17 protein-coding genes, 1 rRNA gene and 1 riboswitch are annotated in these 15,363 nt (G+C 39.0%); of the genes, 17 read left to right on the forward strand and 1 reads right to left on the reverse strand.

Annotation, left to right across the window (positions count from 1 at the left end):
* From rrf to purD, 17 genes are all read left to right on the forward strand, one after another.
* Positions 1 to 94, forward strand: a 5S ribosomal RNA gene (gene rrf / locus ACQKM9_RS17480); the annotation flags it as partial.
* Positions 95 to 222: 128 nt separating this feature from the next.
* Complete coding sequence (locus ACQKM9_RS17485; RefSeq protein WP_427735663.1) at positions 223 to 426, forward strand: hypothetical protein; 204 nt, start codon at positions 223 to 225, stop codon at positions 424 to 426.
* A gap of 71 nt (positions 427 to 497) precedes the next feature.
* On the forward strand, positions 498 to 644 hold the full coding sequence (locus ACQKM9_RS17490; RefSeq protein WP_427735664.1) for a hypothetical protein: 147 nt from the start codon (positions 498 to 500) through the stop codon (positions 642 to 644).
* 156 nt (positions 645 to 800) lie between these two features.
* Positions 801 to 1,097, forward strand: coding sequence for a malic enzyme-like NAD(P)-binding protein (locus tag ACQKM9_RS17495; protein ID WP_427735665.1), 297 nt, complete (start codon positions 801 to 803; stop codon positions 1,095 to 1,097).
* Between the two features lie 160 nt (positions 1,098 to 1,257).
* Entirely contained in the window at positions 1,258 to 1,446 is a 189-nt protein-coding gene (locus ACQKM9_RS17500) for an NETI motif-containing protein (protein ID WP_427735718.1), read from the forward strand.
* Positions 1,447 to 1,542: 96 nt separating this feature from the next.
* A riboswitch (purine riboswitch) is annotated at positions 1,543 to 1,641 on the forward strand.
* A gap of 148 nt (positions 1,642 to 1,789) precedes the next feature.
* Complete coding sequence (gene purE / locus ACQKM9_RS17505) at positions 1,790 to 2,278, forward strand: 5-(carboxyamino)imidazole ribonucleotide mutase (protein WP_427735666.1); 489 nt, start codon at positions 1,790 to 1,792, stop codon at positions 2,276 to 2,278.
* A complete protein-coding gene (gene purK, locus ACQKM9_RS17510) occupies positions 2,275 to 3,390 on the forward strand; it encodes a 5-(carboxyamino)imidazole ribonucleotide synthase (RefSeq protein ID WP_427735667.1) in 1,116 nt (371 codons plus the stop codon). Before purE ends, purK begins: the two co-directional genes overlap by 4 nt.
* Positions 3,391 to 3,408: 18 nt before the next feature.
* A complete protein-coding gene (purB, locus tag ACQKM9_RS17515) occupies positions 3,409 to 4,704 on the forward strand; it encodes an adenylosuccinate lyase (RefSeq protein WP_427735668.1) in 1,296 nt (431 codons plus the stop codon).
* Between the two features lie 16 nt (positions 4,705 to 4,720).
* The gene (gene purC, locus ACQKM9_RS17520; RefSeq protein WP_427735669.1) at positions 4,721 to 5,437 is read left to right on the forward strand and encodes a phosphoribosylaminoimidazolesuccinocarboxamide synthase; all 717 of its coding nucleotides are present in this window, start codon (positions 4,721 to 4,723) and stop codon (positions 5,435 to 5,437) included.
* Positions 5,434 to 5,682: a phosphoribosylformylglycinamidine synthase subunit PurS gene (purS, locus tag ACQKM9_RS17525; protein WP_038178699.1), complete on the forward strand. Its 249-nt coding sequence runs from the start codon at positions 5,434 to 5,436 to the stop codon at positions 5,680 to 5,682. Before purC ends, purS begins: the two co-directional genes overlap by 4 nt.
* A gap of 2 nt (positions 5,683 to 5,684) precedes the next feature.
* Positions 5,685 to 6,371, forward strand: coding sequence for a phosphoribosylformylglycinamidine synthase subunit PurQ (purQ, locus tag ACQKM9_RS17530; RefSeq protein WP_427735670.1), 687 nt, complete (start codon positions 5,685 to 5,687; stop codon positions 6,369 to 6,371).
* The gene (purL, locus tag ACQKM9_RS17535; protein WP_427735671.1) at positions 6,355 to 8,586 is read left to right on the forward strand and encodes a phosphoribosylformylglycinamidine synthase subunit PurL; all 2,232 of its coding nucleotides are present in this window, start codon (positions 6,355 to 6,357) and stop codon (positions 8,584 to 8,586) included. The genes purQ and purL overlap by 17 nt, the downstream gene beginning before the upstream one ends.
* A complete protein-coding gene (gene purF / locus ACQKM9_RS17540) occupies positions 8,562 to 9,986 on the forward strand; it encodes an amidophosphoribosyltransferase (RefSeq protein WP_427735672.1) in 1,425 nt (474 codons plus the stop codon). The genes purL and purF overlap by 25 nt, the downstream gene beginning before the upstream one ends.
* 13 nt (positions 9,987 to 9,999) lie before the next feature.
* On the forward strand, positions 10,000 to 11,061 hold the full coding sequence (gene purM, locus ACQKM9_RS17545; RefSeq protein WP_427735673.1) for a phosphoribosylformylglycinamidine cyclo-ligase: 1,062 nt from the start codon (positions 10,000 to 10,002) through the stop codon (positions 11,059 to 11,061).
* On the forward strand, positions 11,054 to 11,623 hold the full coding sequence (gene purN / locus ACQKM9_RS17550) for a phosphoribosylglycinamide formyltransferase (protein ID WP_427735674.1): 570 nt from the start codon (positions 11,054 to 11,056) through the stop codon (positions 11,621 to 11,623). Before purM ends, purN begins: the two co-directional genes overlap by 8 nt.
* Positions 11,624 to 11,716: 93 nt before the next feature.
* The gene (purH, locus tag ACQKM9_RS17555) at positions 11,717 to 13,252 is read left to right on the forward strand and encodes a bifunctional phosphoribosylaminoimidazolecarboxamide formyltransferase/IMP cyclohydrolase (protein ID WP_427735675.1); all 1,536 of its coding nucleotides are present in this window, start codon (positions 11,717 to 11,719) and stop codon (positions 13,250 to 13,252) included.
* Between the two features lie 247 nt (positions 13,253 to 13,499).
* The gene (purD, locus tag ACQKM9_RS17560; protein ID WP_427735676.1) at positions 13,500 to 14,756 is read left to right on the forward strand and encodes a phosphoribosylamine--glycine ligase; all 1,257 of its coding nucleotides are present in this window, start codon (positions 13,500 to 13,502) and stop codon (positions 14,754 to 14,756) included.
* Positions 14,757 to 14,809: 53 nt separating this feature from the next.
* On the opposite strand, the gene ACQKM9_RS17565 is transcribed toward purD, so the two are convergent.
* On the reverse strand, positions 14,810 to 15,262 hold the full coding sequence (locus ACQKM9_RS17565) for a hypothetical protein (protein WP_427735677.1): 453 nt from the start codon (positions 15,260 to 15,262) through the stop codon (positions 14,810 to 14,812).
* Positions 15,263 to 15,363: the final 101 nt, after the last annotated feature.

Consider the following 15,363-nt stretch of genomic DNA (forward strand, 5'->3'; position numbering starts at 1 on the left):
TCACACCCGTTCCCATGCCGAACACGGAAGTTAAGCTCTTTAGCGCCGATGGTAGTTGGGGGTTTCCCCCTGTGAGAGTAGGACGTTGCTAGGCATACTAAGGCACAACTGATTTTATCGGTTGTGTCTTTTTTATTTGCTTATTTAAAACCAAAGGCTATAGCTGTTTAAAAATGGATCATATAGAATTCTAAGCTATGATCTAATAAGTTGATATTAAATATGGATACTACAAATGTAGATGAAATAGTACGAATTGTAAAAGGAATAAGCCTAACATTTGGAAGCATCAATTTAGAAGATATAGCAGCTCCTAGATGTTTTGAAATTGAAGAGAGACTGCGCAAAGAATGTTCTATACCTGTTTTCCATGATAATCAGCATGGTACAGCGATTGTAGTTGGTACTGCTCTAAGTAATGCCTGAAGGTAATTAATAAGGATAAGAGCACTGTACGTATTGTTATAAACGGTGCTGGAGCTGCGGGTGTAGCTATCTTGAAAATATTGAACCAAATTGGCTATGAACATATAATAGTCTGTGATTCAACAGGTATTATCTATGAAGGTCGTGAAAATGGGATGAATTCGGTAAAATTTGACCTTGCCAAAGTGACGAATAGTGAAGGACGAAAAGGATCATAAAGCGAAGCACTTATTGGTGCAGCTATTTTTATCGGAGTATCTGTTGCGAATATTTTGGATGAAGAAATGATACAGAGTATGAATCATGACCCTATCATTTTTGCACTGGCTAATCAAAATCCAGAAGTAACTTATGAAAATGCTATGCTATAGGATGTGCGTATTTTCGCAACAGGTCGTTCGGATTATCCTAATCAGATAAATAATTTGTTAGCATTCCCTGGGATTTTCCGTGGAGCATTGGATGTTCATGCTTCAGAGATAAATGAGGAAATGAAATTGGCGGCTGTATTTGCAATGGCTTCTTTAATTGATGAAAATGATTTAGCACAAGGTACGATTATTCCGGGTGCATTAGATGAACGTGTTGCTCCTATAGTTGCGAAGGCTGTTAGTGAATCTGCAATCAAGACGGGTGTAGCTAAAAAGCCTGTAGCTATTGAAAATAAATAAAGTACAAGGGCTGTCCAAAGAGTCGATAAAACGATTTTTATAGGACATCCCTTTTTATTGATATAAATAGAAAAGATATCATAAATTCTTAAAGATTTGCGAGTAAGAAATGAAGAAAGCAAGATATAATAAGAATAATGTTATTAAAGGAAGTGAAAGTGTGAGTAAAAAGCAAGTATGGTTTGAAGTAGAAGAAAACGAAACGATTGATGCGTGTTTGCAACGCATGAATAAGGCAGGGTATATGCCGATTGCGCGAAAAGAGGAACCGCTTTTTGAAATGAAAGACGGAAATCCAGTTCCAGTTCGTCAAATAATACGATTTAAAGGTATGCTATGCGAAGATTAACTAGAAAACGAACCTAAATACGAACGATTTCTTTTAACTAAAATATATTGTTCGTATATTTACATTGACTTGTCCTCTTTCAATTGTTAAAATGTGAGAAGGAAAACATCGAATCCCCATATATGCTAAGGAATTGGCCTTAGTGTCTCTACCCGACACCGTAAATGTCGGACTATGCGGGAAAGCAACTTTTGGAATGAGAGTGAAAGGTATGACACAATTGCGTAAAGCTAATGTATCTAAGCCAGTCTCTTTTGTTATGTCCTCAAGTAAATTGCTTTCACGCATGGTTGTGTGAAGTATTTTATTTGGGGACTTTTATTTGTTTAAAGGAGCGGAATGTATGAGTTCAAAAATCGGCGTGATCATGGGAAGTTCAAGTGATTGGGAAACAATGAAACATGCGTGTGATGTATTAGATGAATTGCAGATTCCATATGAAAAAAAAGTGGTATCGGCACATAGAACACCAGATTTGATGTTTGAATATGCACAGGAAGCTCGTACAAGAGGGCTTCATGTCATTATTGCAGGAGCAGGTGGTGCAGCGCATTTACCAGGTATGGTAGCAGCAAAAACAACGTTACCGGTCATTGGTGTACCTGTTCAATCAAAAGCATTAAATGGGCTTGATTCTTTATTATCTATCGTGCAGATGCCAGGCGGTGTTCCAGTAGCAACTGTAGCTATTGGTAAAGCAGGTGCGACTAACGCAGGGCTTCTAGCAGCACAAATTCTTTCAACAACCGATTCTGAAATTACAGAAAAAATTGAAGCACGACGCCAAGTAATGAAAATGAAAGCTCTAGAAAGTTCAGGTGAGTTAGAGTGACGAAAATTTATCCTGGTCAAACTATTGGTATAATAGGTGGCGGTCAACTTGGGCGTATGATGGCAATGGCTGCAAAGGAAGCAGGTTTTAAAATTGCTGTACTTGAGCCTACAATGGATTCACCATGTGGTCAAGTTGCGGACATACGTATCGTTGCCCCATATAACGACGAAGCGGCATTAGAAGAGCTTGCAGAAGTTAGTGATGTTATAACATTTGAATTCGAGAATATCGATTATGCAGGTTTAAAACAATTATCTGAAATTGCCTATGTACCTCAAGGTGCTGAACTCGTACGTATTACACAAGATCGTATTCTTGAAAAAGCTGCTATTAATAAGGCCGGTTGTCCAGTTGCAACATACATAGCTGCTGAAAGCTTCGAGGAGCTTCAAAGTAAAATCGAAACTGTTGGCTACCCTTGCGTCGTAAAAACTGCACGTGGTGGTTACGATGGAAAAGGCCAACAGATGCTACGATCAAAAAATGAGCTGCCATTAGCGAAATCTCTATTTGAACATTCTACTTGTGTAGCAGAAGCGTTTGTACCATTCGAGAAAGAAATTTCGGTTATCGTACAACGTAATGTTCAAGGAGAAACCTTTTGCCTTCCTATTGGTGAAAATATTCATGTGAATCATATTTTACACGAAACGATAGTACCAGCACGTATTTCAGAGGAAACTGCTAATAGAGCAACAGAAGAAGCAGAAAAAATTGCGAATCATCTTAAATTAGTGGGTACACTAGCTATTGAACTATTTGTTTTAGAGGACGGACAAGTTATTATTAATGAGTTGGCACCACGTCCACATAACTCAGGACATTATTCGATTGAGGCTTGTAACATTTCACAATTCCATCAGCATATTCGTGCTGTATGTGGTTGGCCATTACGCGAACCACAATTATGGTCGCCTTCGATTATGATTAATGTGCTTGGACAACATGTCGTACCACTGAGTAATTCCATTTCAAAATACTCTAATTGGTCTATTCATTTATATGGTAAGCAAGAAGCAAAACATAACCGTAAAATGGGCCACGTCACAATTATGACAAGCGACATTGAAAAAACGTTAACAGAAATTAAGGATTCCCACATTTGGTAGGAATAGAAGGAGAACATTATGATAGCACGCTATACTCGTCCCGAAATGGGCGCAATTTGGACAGAAGAAAACAAATATCAAGCTTGGTTGGAGGTTGAAATCTTATCATGTGAGGCTTGGGCTGAACTTGGTGATATTCCAAAAGCGGATGTTGCAAAAATCCGTGAAAATGCAGGGTTTGATATCAATCGTATTTTAGAAATTGAAAAAGAGACTCGTCATGATGTAGTTGCATTCACGCGTGCTGTTTCTGAAACTTTAGGAGAAGAACGTAAATGGGTACATTACGGTTTAACTTCAACGGATGTTGTAGATACTGCTCTTTCTTATTTAATTAAACAAGCTAATGAAATTTTACGTAAAGATATTAAAAACTTTATCGAAATTTTAGAGAATAAAGCGAAAGAACATAAATACACAGTAATGATGGGCCGTACACATGGTGTTCATGCTGAACCAACTACATTCGGTTTAAAACTTGCTTTATGGTTAGAAGAAATGAAACGAAATTTAGAACGCTTCGAAGCATCTGCTCAAGTAATAGAAACAGGTAAAATTTCTGGTGCGGTTGGTACTTATGCTAACATCGACCCATTTGTTGAAAAATACGTTTGCGAAAAACTAGGATTACAAGCATCACCTATTTCAACACAAACTTTACAACGTGACCGTCACGCACAATACATGGCGACTTTAGCCTTGATTGGATCTTCAATTGAGAAATTCGCTACTGAAATTCGTGGTTTACAAAAATCAGAAACACGTGAAGTAGAGGAATTCTTCGCAAAAGGTCAAAAAGGCTCTTCTGCAATGCCTCATAAACGTAATCCAATTGGATCTGAGAATATGGTTGGTATGGCTCGTTTACTTCGCGGTTACATGATGACAGCATACGAGAACGTGTCACTATGGCATGAACGTGATATCTCTCATTCATCAGCTGAACGAGTAATTTTACCAGACGGTACAATCACACTTAACTACATGTTAAATCGTTTCGCAAATATCGTGAAAAACTTAACAGTATTCCCTGACAATATGAAACGTAATATGGATCGCACATTTGGTCTTATTTATTCACAACGTGTATTACTTGCTTTGATCGACAAAGGTCTTGCACGTGAAGAAGCGTACGATACAGTACAGCCCCTAACTGCAAAAGCTTGGGACGAACAAGTGCAATTCCGTGGACTAGTTGATGCAAGTGAGAAAATCACTGCTCATTTATCAAAAGAAGAATTAGATGATTGCTTCGATTACAATTATCACTTACAACATGTAGATACAATTTTTGAACGTCTTGGATTAAACTAAACCGGGGGAATTAACAGTGGAAAAAGGTCAACTTTTGTATGAAGGAAAAGCTAAAAGATTGTACTCAACAGCAGAAGAAAATATTCTGTTTGTTGAGTACAAAGATAGTGCTACAGCATTCAATGGTGAGAAAAAAGAGGAAATCGCAGGTAAGGGAATTTTAAATAATAAAATTACAACTTTAATTTTCGATAAATTAAAGTCAGCAGGAATCGAATCTCACTTTGTTGAACAAATTTCAGAAAACGAACAGCTTGTAAAAAAAGTAGACATTATTCCAATTGAATTGGTTGTCCGCAATATTGCAGCAGGTAGCCTTGCAAAACGACTTGGATACGAAGAGGGTACAACTCTTCGTCGTCCAATCGTTGAATTTTATTACAAAAACGATGATCTCGGAGATCCGCTCATCACAACAGAGCATATTGAAATATTGAATATTGCTAAACTAGAAGAAGTGCAATCTCTATATGACAATGGCTTAAAGGTGAATGGGGTTCTCCGTCCATTATTCCAGGAAATCGGTGTTACTCTAGTAGACTTCAAACTAGAGTTTGGGCGTGACGCTAATGGTCAAGTACTATTAGCAGATGAAATTTCACCAGATACTTGCCGTCTTTGGGACGTAGAAACAAATCAAAAACTTGATAAAGACGTTTTTCGCCGTGATCTTGGCAATTTAACAGATGTGTATAAAATCATATTAGAACGCCTAGGAGGACTATCAAAATGAAAAAGGTAAAAGTTTATGTAACATTGCGTGAAAGTGTATTAGATCCACAAGGTTCTGCAGTGAAAGGTTCATTACACACAATGGGCTACAAAGAAGTTGCAGACGTTCGTATTGGTAAATATCTAGAATTACAAATCGAACCTTCTGACCGTGACTTAAATGTAGTGGTAAAAGAAATGTGCGAAAAATTACTTACAAATACTGTTATTGAAGACTACCGTTTTGAAGTCGAGGAGGCTAACTAACTATGAAGTTCGCAGTACTCGTTTTTCCAGGATCGAACTGTGATTTAGACATGTATCACGCTATTAAGGACGAGCTTGGTGAAGAAGCAGAATACGTATGGCACGATACAAAAGATTTAAGTAGTTATGACGGTATTTTATTACCAGGTGGATTCTCTTACGGAGATTACTTACGTTGTGGAGCGATTGCTCGCTCTTCCAACGTTATGACTGAAGTAGTAAAAGCTGCTGAAGCAGGTAAGCCGATCCTTGGCGTTTGTAATGGCTTCCAAATTTTAACGGAGGCAGGTTTACTTCCAGGTGCTCTTCTCCGCAATAAAAACTTGAAATTCATGTGTCGTACTGTTGATTTAAAAGTAGTTAACAACAATACACAATTTACAAATCAATATGCAAAAGATGAAGTAATTAAAGTACCTATCGCTCATGGTGAAGGGAATTACTACTGTGATGAGGATACCTTGCAATCTTTAAAAGACAATAACCAAATTGTTTTCACTTATTCTAGCGAAAATCCAAATGGTAGTTTAGAAGATATTGCAGGAATCGTCAATGAACGCGGTAATGTACTTGGTATGATGCCTCACCCAGAGCGCGCAGTGAATGAATTAATTGGTGGCTCAGATGGCCTTGCAGTATTCAAATCAATCGTCAAACAGTGGAGGGAAACACATGTCAATCAAGCTTGAACCAACACAAGAGCAAATTAAAGAGCAAAAACTCTATGCACAAATGGGCTTGTCAGATGAAGAATTTGCGCTAGTTGAAAGCATTCTAGGACGTCTACCAAACTGGACTGAAACTGGTCTGTTTTCAGTAATGTGGTCAGAGCACTGCTCATATAAAAACTCTAAACCAGTGCTACGTAAATTCCCAACTAAAGGACCTCGTGTATTACAAGGCCCTGGTGAAGGTGCAGGAATTGTCGATATCGGCGATGACCAAGCCGTTGTGTTCAAAATGGAATCACATAATCATCCGTCTGCAATTGAACCTTACCAAGGTGCAGCAACAGGTGTCGGCGGTATTATCCGTGATGTGTTCTCAATGGGTGCACGCCCGATTGCTATGTTAAATTCTCTACGCTTTGGTGAGTTAAAAACACCACGTGTGAAATATTTATTTGAAGAAGTAGTAGCAGGAATTGCAGGCTACGGTAACTGTATCGGTATTCCAACAGTTGGTGGCGAAATTCAATTTGATGATTGTTACGAAGGCAATCCACTAGTAAATGCAATGTGTGTCGGTTTAATCGATCATAAAGACATTCAAAAAGGTATTGCTTCAGGTGTGGGTAACCCAGTAATGTATGTTGGTGCTAAAACAGGTCGTGATGGTATTCACGGTGCTACATTTGCTTCTGAGGAATTAAGTGAGTCATCAGAGGAAAAACGCCCAGCTGTACAAGTTGGCGATCCATTCATGGAGAAATTGCTTCTTGAAGCTTGCCTAGAATTAGTGAAATTTGATTCACTAGTTGGAATTCAAGATATGGGTGCTGCAGGCTTAACTTCATCATCTGCCGAAATGGCTTCTAAAGCAGGTTACGGTATTGAGATGAACTTAGATTTAGTACCTCAACGTGAAACAGGTATGACAGCTTATGAAATGATGCTTTCAGAATCTCAAGAGCGTATGTTAATCGTTGTGAAAAAAGGGCATGAAGCTGAAATCGTTACTTTATTCGAGAAGTATGGTTTAGATGCTGTAACTATCGGTCATGTAACTGACGATAAAATGCTTCGCCTTATACATAAAGGAGAAGTAGTAGCAAACGTACCTGCAGATGCTCTAGCAGAGGAAGCACCTGTTTATAACAAACCATCAGCAGTACCAGCTTACTACAATGAATTCCAAGCAATGGAAAACGTAGAGCCCACAGTTGCTGACTATAAAGAAACTTTAATCTCACTATTAAAACAATCTACAATTGCTTCTAAAGAGTGGGTTTATGACCAGTATGATTATCAAGTACGTACATCAACAGTTGTAGCACCAGGATCTGATGCAGCAGTAGTACGTGTACGTGGTACGAACAAAGGTCTTGCTATGACAACTGACTGTAACTCTCGTTATATTTACTTAGATCCAGAAGTTGGCGGAAAAATTGCGGTTGCAGAAGCTGCCCGTAATATCGTTTGTTCTGGTGGTAAACCACTTGCAATTACAGATTGCTTGAACTTTGGTAACCCAGAAAAGCCAGAAATCTTCTGGCAAATCGAAAAATCAGCTGATGGTATTTCAGAGGCTTGTTTAGCACTAGAATCACCAGTAATCGGTGGTAATGTTTCTCTTTACAATGAGCGTAGTGGTGTAGCAGTTTATCCAACACCAACAATTGGTATGGTTGGTTTAGTTGAAGATTTAGCTCACGTTACAACACAACAAGTTAAAGAAGCTGGAGACTATATCTACTTAATCGGCGATACAAAAACTGAATTTGGTGGATCTGAACTTCAAAAAATGCAAAATGATGGACGTATTTTTGGTCTAGCACCAGAAATCGATTTAACTGTAGAAGCAACACGTCAAGATGCGTTATTAAATGCTATTCAACAAGGTTTAGTAGCATCTGCACATGATGTTGCTGAAGGTGGAGTAGCTGTTGCATTAGCAGAAAAAACATTCGGTACAAAATTCGGAGTAGAAATCATCTTAGAAGGTTCGGCAGTAACTGCTTTATTTAGTGAATCACAATCACGTTTCTTAGTATCAGTTAAAGCTGAAAATGCACAAGCATTTGAAGTAGCTGTTAAAGATGCTCGTAAAATTGGTGTTGTTTCAGCAGATGCCACATTGAGTGTTCGCGGAGAAGACGGTTCTACATTAATCGAAGGTCCAGTAGCAGAATTCCAAGATGCTTGGAAAGGGGCAATACCATGTTTGGTGAACTCAGAGGCTTAAATGAAGAATGTGGCGTGTTTGGGATTTGGGGTAATGAAAACCCAGCGCAGCTTAGTTATTACGGTTTACATGCATTACAACATCGTGGTCAAGAAGGTGCAGGGATTGTTGTCAAAGATGGCAAGCAATTTCGCGCTGTAAAAGGTGAAGGCCTTGTAAATGATGTATTTAGTGAAGGTAAATTAGAAGGCTTAAAAGGACAAGCAGCAATAGCTCATGCACGTTATACGACAGCAGGAGGCGGCGGAATTGAAAATGTTCAGCCGCTGCTGTTCCGCTCATCAACAGGCAGTTTATCAATTGCGCATAATGGTAATTTAGTTAATGCAAATCACTTAAAGCAACATTTAGAACGTCAAGGTAGTATTTTTAACTCAACTTCTGATACAGAAGTACTTGCTCACTTAATTAAAAAAAGTACGCATCCGACATTTCTTTCAAAAGTGAAAAATGCGCTTACTTTGTTAAAAGGTGCATTTTCAATCTTAATGTTATCTGAAGAAGGTTTAATCGTGGCTCGAGACCAGAACGGTTTACGTCCTTTAGCGCTTGGTAAATTAGGCGACAGTTGGGTTGTTGCTTCTGAAACTTGTGCGTTCGATTTAATTGGCGCAGAATTCGTTCGTTCAGTTGAACCAGGAGAATTAATTGTTATTAATGATAGTGGTGTGAAAAGCGACCGTTTTGTAGAACCCGCTAAACGTGCAATGTGTGCAATGGAATATGTATATTTAGCAAGACCAGATTCAGAAATTGGTGGCATAAACGTGCATATGGCACGTAAACGTATGGGTAAAACACTTGCTAAGGAATGTGCTCATATTGAGGCAGATGTTGTAACAGGTGTTCCAGATTCAAGTATTTCCGCCGCGATTGGTTTTGCAGAAGAAAGTGGGATTCCTTACGAATTAGGCCTTATTAAAAACCGTTATGTTGGTCGTACTTTCATCCAACCGACACAAGAGTTACGTGAACGTGGTGTGAAAATGAAATTATCTCCAGTACGTCAAGTAGTTCAAGGAAAACGTGTTGTAATGGTAGATGATTCAATTGTTCGTGGTACAACCTCAAGACGTATAGTGAAAATGTTGAAGGAAGCTGGAGCAGCAGAAGTACATGTTGTCATCAGTTCTCCGCCAATGACAGATCCATGCTACTACGGTATTGATACATCTTCATCAGAAGAACTTATAGCTTCTAGTCATAGTGTTGAAGAAATCCGGGATGCAATTGGTGCTGATACGGTAACATTTTTATCTGTTGAAGGCATGGTAGAATCTATTGCTCGTCAACACGAAGGTCCGGAACGTGGTCTATGCTTAGCATGTTTTACTGGAAAATATCCAACTGAGATTTTCCCGGATACTATCTTGCCACACGAAAAAGAACTTATACGTTAAGGAGACGATCTACATGTCAAAAGCATATGAACAAGCAGGCGTTAATATTGAAGCAGGCTATGAAGCAGTCCAAAGAATGAAATCACATGTTGAACGTACAGCAAGAAAAGGCATCATGGGTTCATTTGGTGGCTTTGGCGGCATGTTCGATTTATCTGAATTAAACTTGAAGGAACCAGTTCTTATTTCTGGTACTGATGGTGTTGGGACAAAATTAAAACTCGCGTTTATGACTGATAAACACGATACAATCGGAGTAGACTGCGTAGCAATGTGTGTAAACGATATCGTTGCACAAGGTGCAGAGCCATTATACTTTTTAGATTACGTAGCAGTTGGTAAAGCTGAGCCTGCTAAAATCGAGCAAATTGTTAAAGGTGTTGCTGATGGTTGTGTCCAAGCGGGTGCTGCGTTAATTGGTGGCGAAACAGCTGAAATGCCTGGTCTGTATGAAGAGGACGAATATGATTTAGCGGGCTTTGCGGTTGGTGCTGCTGAAAAAGCAAACATCGTAACAGGCGAGAAAATTACAGAAGGTGACGTACTTGTAGGCCTAGCTTCTAGTGGTATTCACTCAAACGGTTATTCACTTGTCCGTAAAGTCGTTTTTGCTGATAATGGCTTTACACCTGAAACAATTGTTGAAGGCTATGAGAACCTTGGCCCGATTGGTGAAGCTTTATTAGTACCAACAAAAATTTATGCAAAACCTGTTTTAGCAATGCTAAAAGAGTGTGAAGTGCATGGTATGGCACACGTTACAGGTGGTGGTTTCTACGAAAACCTTCCTCGTATGATGCCGGAGGGACTAGCAACAGAAATTGATTTAGGCACTTGGCCAGTATTACCTGTCTTTGAATTCTTAAAAGAGAAAGGTAATCTACAAGAGCGTGATTTATATAATGTTTTCAATATGGGGATTGGATACGTACTTTCAGTACCAGCTTCTGAAGCAGCTCGTATTATAGAGATTGCTGAACAGCATGGTGAAAAAGCGTATGAAATTGGTCGCGTTGTGAAAGGTGAAGGGGTTCTTTTCAAAGGTAATCATGATGGGAGCCTAACTCATGAGTAATATCGTTTCCATCGCAGTTTTCGCATCAGGCAGCGGTTCTAACTTTCAAGCTATTCAAGAAGCAATTGAACGTGGTGAACTAAATGCGAAAATTGAGCTCGTTGTCACAGATAAGCCTGGTGCTTACGTTGTAGAACGTGCTCAAGCAAAGAGTATCCCTGTATTAGCTCTAAGTCCTAAGGATTTTGGTTCTAAGGAAGCTTTTGAACAAGCTATTTTAGCTAAGCTACAAGAGTGTGAAGTGAAATGGATCGTTCTTGCGGGATATATGCGTTTAATCGGTGAAACATTATTAAATTCCTATACTTCTAAAATTGTGAATATTCACCCTTCTCTATTACCTTCGTTTCCAGGGAAAGATGCCATTGGACAAGCAATGGAACATCGTGTGAAAGTAACGGGTGTAACAGTTCATTTTGTAGATGCGGGAATGGATACAGGTCCAATTATTGCGCAACGTGCTGTAGCAGTCACTGACGGTGATCGCGTGGCAACTGAACAAGCAATTCATGCTATTGAGCATGACCTTTATAAAGAAGCATTACAGGCAACTTTAAAATAAATAATTAATTGGAGCCAGAGCTTCGTGCTTTGGTTCCGATCATGTACTACATAAGAATTACAACTTGCTTTCAAATCTAAGGAGGAAATAATCGTGACGAAACGTGCATTAATCAGTGTCTCTGATAAATCAGGTGTTTTAGAATTTGCTAAGGAATTAGAGGCATTAGGCTATGAAATTTTATCAACAGGCGGTACTAAAAAACATCTACAAGAAAATGGTGTAGCAGTAACTGCTGTTGACCAAGTAACAAACTTCCCAGAAATTTTAGGTGGACGTGTTAAAACATTGAACCCGCTTATTCATGGTGGATTACTTGCAAAACATGATGATCCTGAACACCAAGCGCAAATGGCTGAACATGGTATTCAACCGATCGAAATCGTTTGTGTAAATCTATATCCATTCGTTGAAACAATTTCAAAGCCTAATGTAACAATCGTTGATGCTATTGAAAATATTGATATTGGTGGTCCAACAATGCTTCGTTCAGCCGCTAAAAATCAAAAATATGTAACAGTTATCGTCGATTCAAATGATTATGCAACTGTATTAACAGAGTTAAAAGCAGAAGGTCAAACAACACTTGAAACACGTCGTCGTCTAGGTGCAAAAGTATTCCGTCATACAGCGGCTTACGATTCTTATATTTCTAACTACTTAACAGAATACACTGGTGAAGAATTCCCAGAGCAAATGACTTTAACATACGAATTAAAACAACCACTTCGTTACGGTGAAAATCCACATCAAAAAGCAGCTTTCTACCAAAAGCATTTAGGCTCAGATTTCTCAATCGCATCAGCTGAACAATTACACGGTAAAGAACTTTCTTACAATAATATTCAAGATGCAAATGCTGCACTTCAAATTATCAAAGAATTTGACGCACCAGCTGCAGTAGCAGTAAAACATATGAATCCTTGTGGCGTTGGTACAGCTGAAACAATATCTGAAGCATTCGCTAAAGCATATGAAGCAGATCCAACTTCAATCTTCGGCGGTATCATTGCGTTGAACCGTGAAGTAGATTTAGCAACAGCAGAACAACTTGCTGGAATCTTCTTAGAAATTATCATCGCTCCTGCATTCACTGCTGAAGCACTTGAAAAATTATCTGCGAAGAAAAATATTCGCTTACTTACAATTTCATTTGCACAAGAAAAACGTGATGCATTCAACACAGTATCTGTTGAGGGTGGTTTACTTGTTCAAGAGCCAGATCGTTTCGGCTTAAAAGACGGAGAAGTAAAAGTTGTAACAGACCGCGAACCAACTGAAGAAGAATGGGCAGCAATGAAACTTGGTTGGTCAGTAGTAAAACACGTTAAATCGAATGCCATCGTTGTAACAGATGACAAAATGACATTAGGCGTTGGTGCTGGTCAAATGAACCGTGTAGGCTCTGCAAAAATCGCATTAGAGCAAGCTGGTGAAAAAGTAAAAGGTGCAGCACTTGCATCAGATGCATTCTTCCCTATGAATGACACTGTAGAAATTGCTGCTAAAGCAGGCATCACAGCAATCATTCAAACAGGTGGGTCAATCAAAGACCAAGACTCAATCGACAAAGCAAACGAATACGGCATCGCAATGGTGTTTACAGGAGTAAGACACTTTAAACATTAATTTAATGAAGGCAACCTAAATGCGCGGCATCGTGTGGCAGCGGTTGCATGCCCAACATCCTGTTGGTCCAAGGCGCTCGATTATCTGCGACAAGCACTGGAAGGCTCGAATCAAAGGCGCTTTTGCCTTTGACCGAGAGACTGAAGTGACCTCGAGCCGATAGCGCCTGGGACCGGATATCTGAATAAGGAACACAACGGTAGAACATCAGCGTGATCCCTTAATTTATAAGTAGGAGGAAACATCAATGAAAGTACTAGTTATTGGTAGCGGCGGTCGCGAGCATGCAATTGCTAAACAATTTGCAAATGCAGCATCCGTTGAGAAAGTATTTGTAGCTCCAGGTAACGATGGTATGAAAAATGATGCAGAGTGTGTTGCAATTGACGTTTTCAACTTTGCGGAACTTATTTCTTTTGCTAAAGAGCAGTCAATCGACTTAACATTTGTCGGACCTGAACAACCTTTAGTAGCTGGTATCGTGGATGCTTTTCAAGAAGCAGGTTTGCGTATTTTTGGCCCAACAAAGGCGGCAGCTAAAATAGAAGGTAGTAAATCATTTGCAAAAGAACTTATGCAAAAATATAATATCCCAACAGCAGCGTCCGCAACTTTCACTGAAGCAGATGCAGCAATTGCATATGTGCAAAAAATGGGGGCACCAATTGTTGTAAAAGCAGATGGTCTAGCTGCTGGAAAAGGTGTAATCGTTGCTTTAACTGAAGAGGAAGCGATTGAAGGCATCAAAGACATGATTGGTAATCAACGATTTGGCGATTCTTCTTCTCGTGTAGTAATTGAAGAATTCCTTGATGGGGAAGAGTTCTCTTACATGTCATTTGTACATAAAGGGGAAATTTATCCAATGGTTATTGCACAAGATCATAAACGTGCATATGACGGTGATAAAGGTCCAAATACAGGTGGAATGGGTGCTTACTCTCCAGTACCTCAAATTTCTGATGCGGTTGTTAAACGTGCATATGATGAAGTAGTCGTACCAACAGTTCAAGCGATGACAACTGAAGGTGCACCATTCACAGGGATTTTATATGCAGGACTTATTTTAACTGCTGAAGGTCCAAAGGTAATTGAATTCAATGCGCGCTTTGGTGATCCTGAGACACAAGTTGTATTACCACGTATGGTTTCTGATTTTGGAGAATTCATGATGGCCTTAATGAATGAAGAAACTTATAGATTGGAATGGTCGAACGATGCAATACTAGGTGTAGTAATTGCTTCTGAAGGATATCCAGGTGATGTAAAAAAAGGTGCTAAATTACCGTCACTTGAAAAACTATCGACAAACTTCGATGTATTTCATGCCGGAACAAAGCTAGTAGGAGAAGATTTTATAGGCAACGGTGGTCGTGTACTACTAGTTACTACAAAGGCTACATCATTAAAAGAAGCACAACAAAAAGTATATGAAGGTTTATCTAAAGAATCGTGGGCAGGCTTTTTCCACCGTTCGGATATTGGTTGGCGTACAATGAAGTAAAACGAAAAGCTGCCCGATTGTTAGGTCGGACAGCTTTTTGTATAGTATGGAAATTATGAATTAGTTGAGTTAGATTGATTGTTATTATTGTTCTGTTTTTGATCGTTAGACTGGTTTTTAGAGTTGTTGTTTTGTGAATTATTCTTTTCACCATTACTATTGGAGTTACTATTCGAATTACTATTGGAATTAGCATTTGAATTGCCACCAGCAAAATCTTTCATCAATTGATCAATATTCGGAATAATACTCGCAGCTTGGCCACCAAAAGCACTTGTCATAGAACTATCCATCACGGATTTCATAGTGGAGTTCATCATTGCCTTTGTTGGACAATACTTTAAAATACCTTCCGCTGTTTTCATAGCACCGATAATAATCATCAATCGACCACCAGTACAATTAGAATCGCGCGAAATTCTACCGATACCAAATGCTGTCATAGTTATACCACATGTTAACCGCATATAAGCATTTCTCGTACTTAAGTTTTCTGATTGTGTCAATTAAGTCACCCTCCTATACAAATTTTCCCACAAAATACTACTAAAAACTTTGCTTTCCTAAAGTGCTGTGATACGATAATTCAATAATGCAAAAACAGTAT

Source organism: Viridibacillus sp. NPDC093762, from assembly GCF_050279675.1.
In the GTDB taxonomy this organism is placed as follows: Bacteria; Bacillota; Bacilli; order Bacillales_A; family Planococcaceae; genus Viridibacillus.

Excerpts from the sequence above, each read along its gene's own strand:
- ACQKM9_RS17485 (WP_427735663.1), top strand. The coding sequence starts at position 223 with ATGGATACTACAAATGTAGATGAAATAGTACGAATTGTAAAAGGAATA.
- purE (WP_427735666.1), top strand. The coding sequence starts at position 1,790 with ATGAGTTCAAAAATCGGCGTGATCATGGGAAGTTCAAGTGATTGGGAA.
- purB (WP_427735668.1), top strand. The coding sequence starts at position 3,409 with ATGATAGCACGCTATACTCGTCCCGAAATGGGCGCAATTTGGACAGAA.
- purS (WP_038178699.1), top strand. The coding sequence starts at position 5,434 with ATGAAAAAGGTAAAAGTTTATGTAACATTGCGTGAAAGTGTATTAGAT.
- purQ (WP_427735670.1), top strand. The coding sequence starts at position 5,685 with ATGAAGTTCGCAGTACTCGTTTTTCCAGGATCGAACTGTGATTTAGAC.
- purL (WP_427735671.1), top strand. The coding sequence starts at position 6,355 with ATGTCAATCAAGCTTGAACCAACACAAGAGCAAATTAAAGAGCAAAAA.
- purF (WP_427735672.1), top strand. The coding sequence starts at position 8,562 with ATGTTTGGTGAACTCAGAGGCTTAAATGAAGAATGTGGCGTGTTTGGG.
- purM (WP_427735673.1), top strand. The coding sequence starts at position 10,000 with ATGTCAAAAGCATATGAACAAGCAGGCGTTAATATTGAAGCAGGCTAT.
- purN (WP_427735674.1), top strand. The coding sequence starts at position 11,054 with ATGAGTAATATCGTTTCCATCGCAGTTTTCGCATCAGGCAGCGGTTCT.
- purD (WP_427735676.1), top strand. The coding sequence starts at position 13,500 with ATGAAAGTACTAGTTATTGGTAGCGGCGGTCGCGAGCATGCAATTGCT.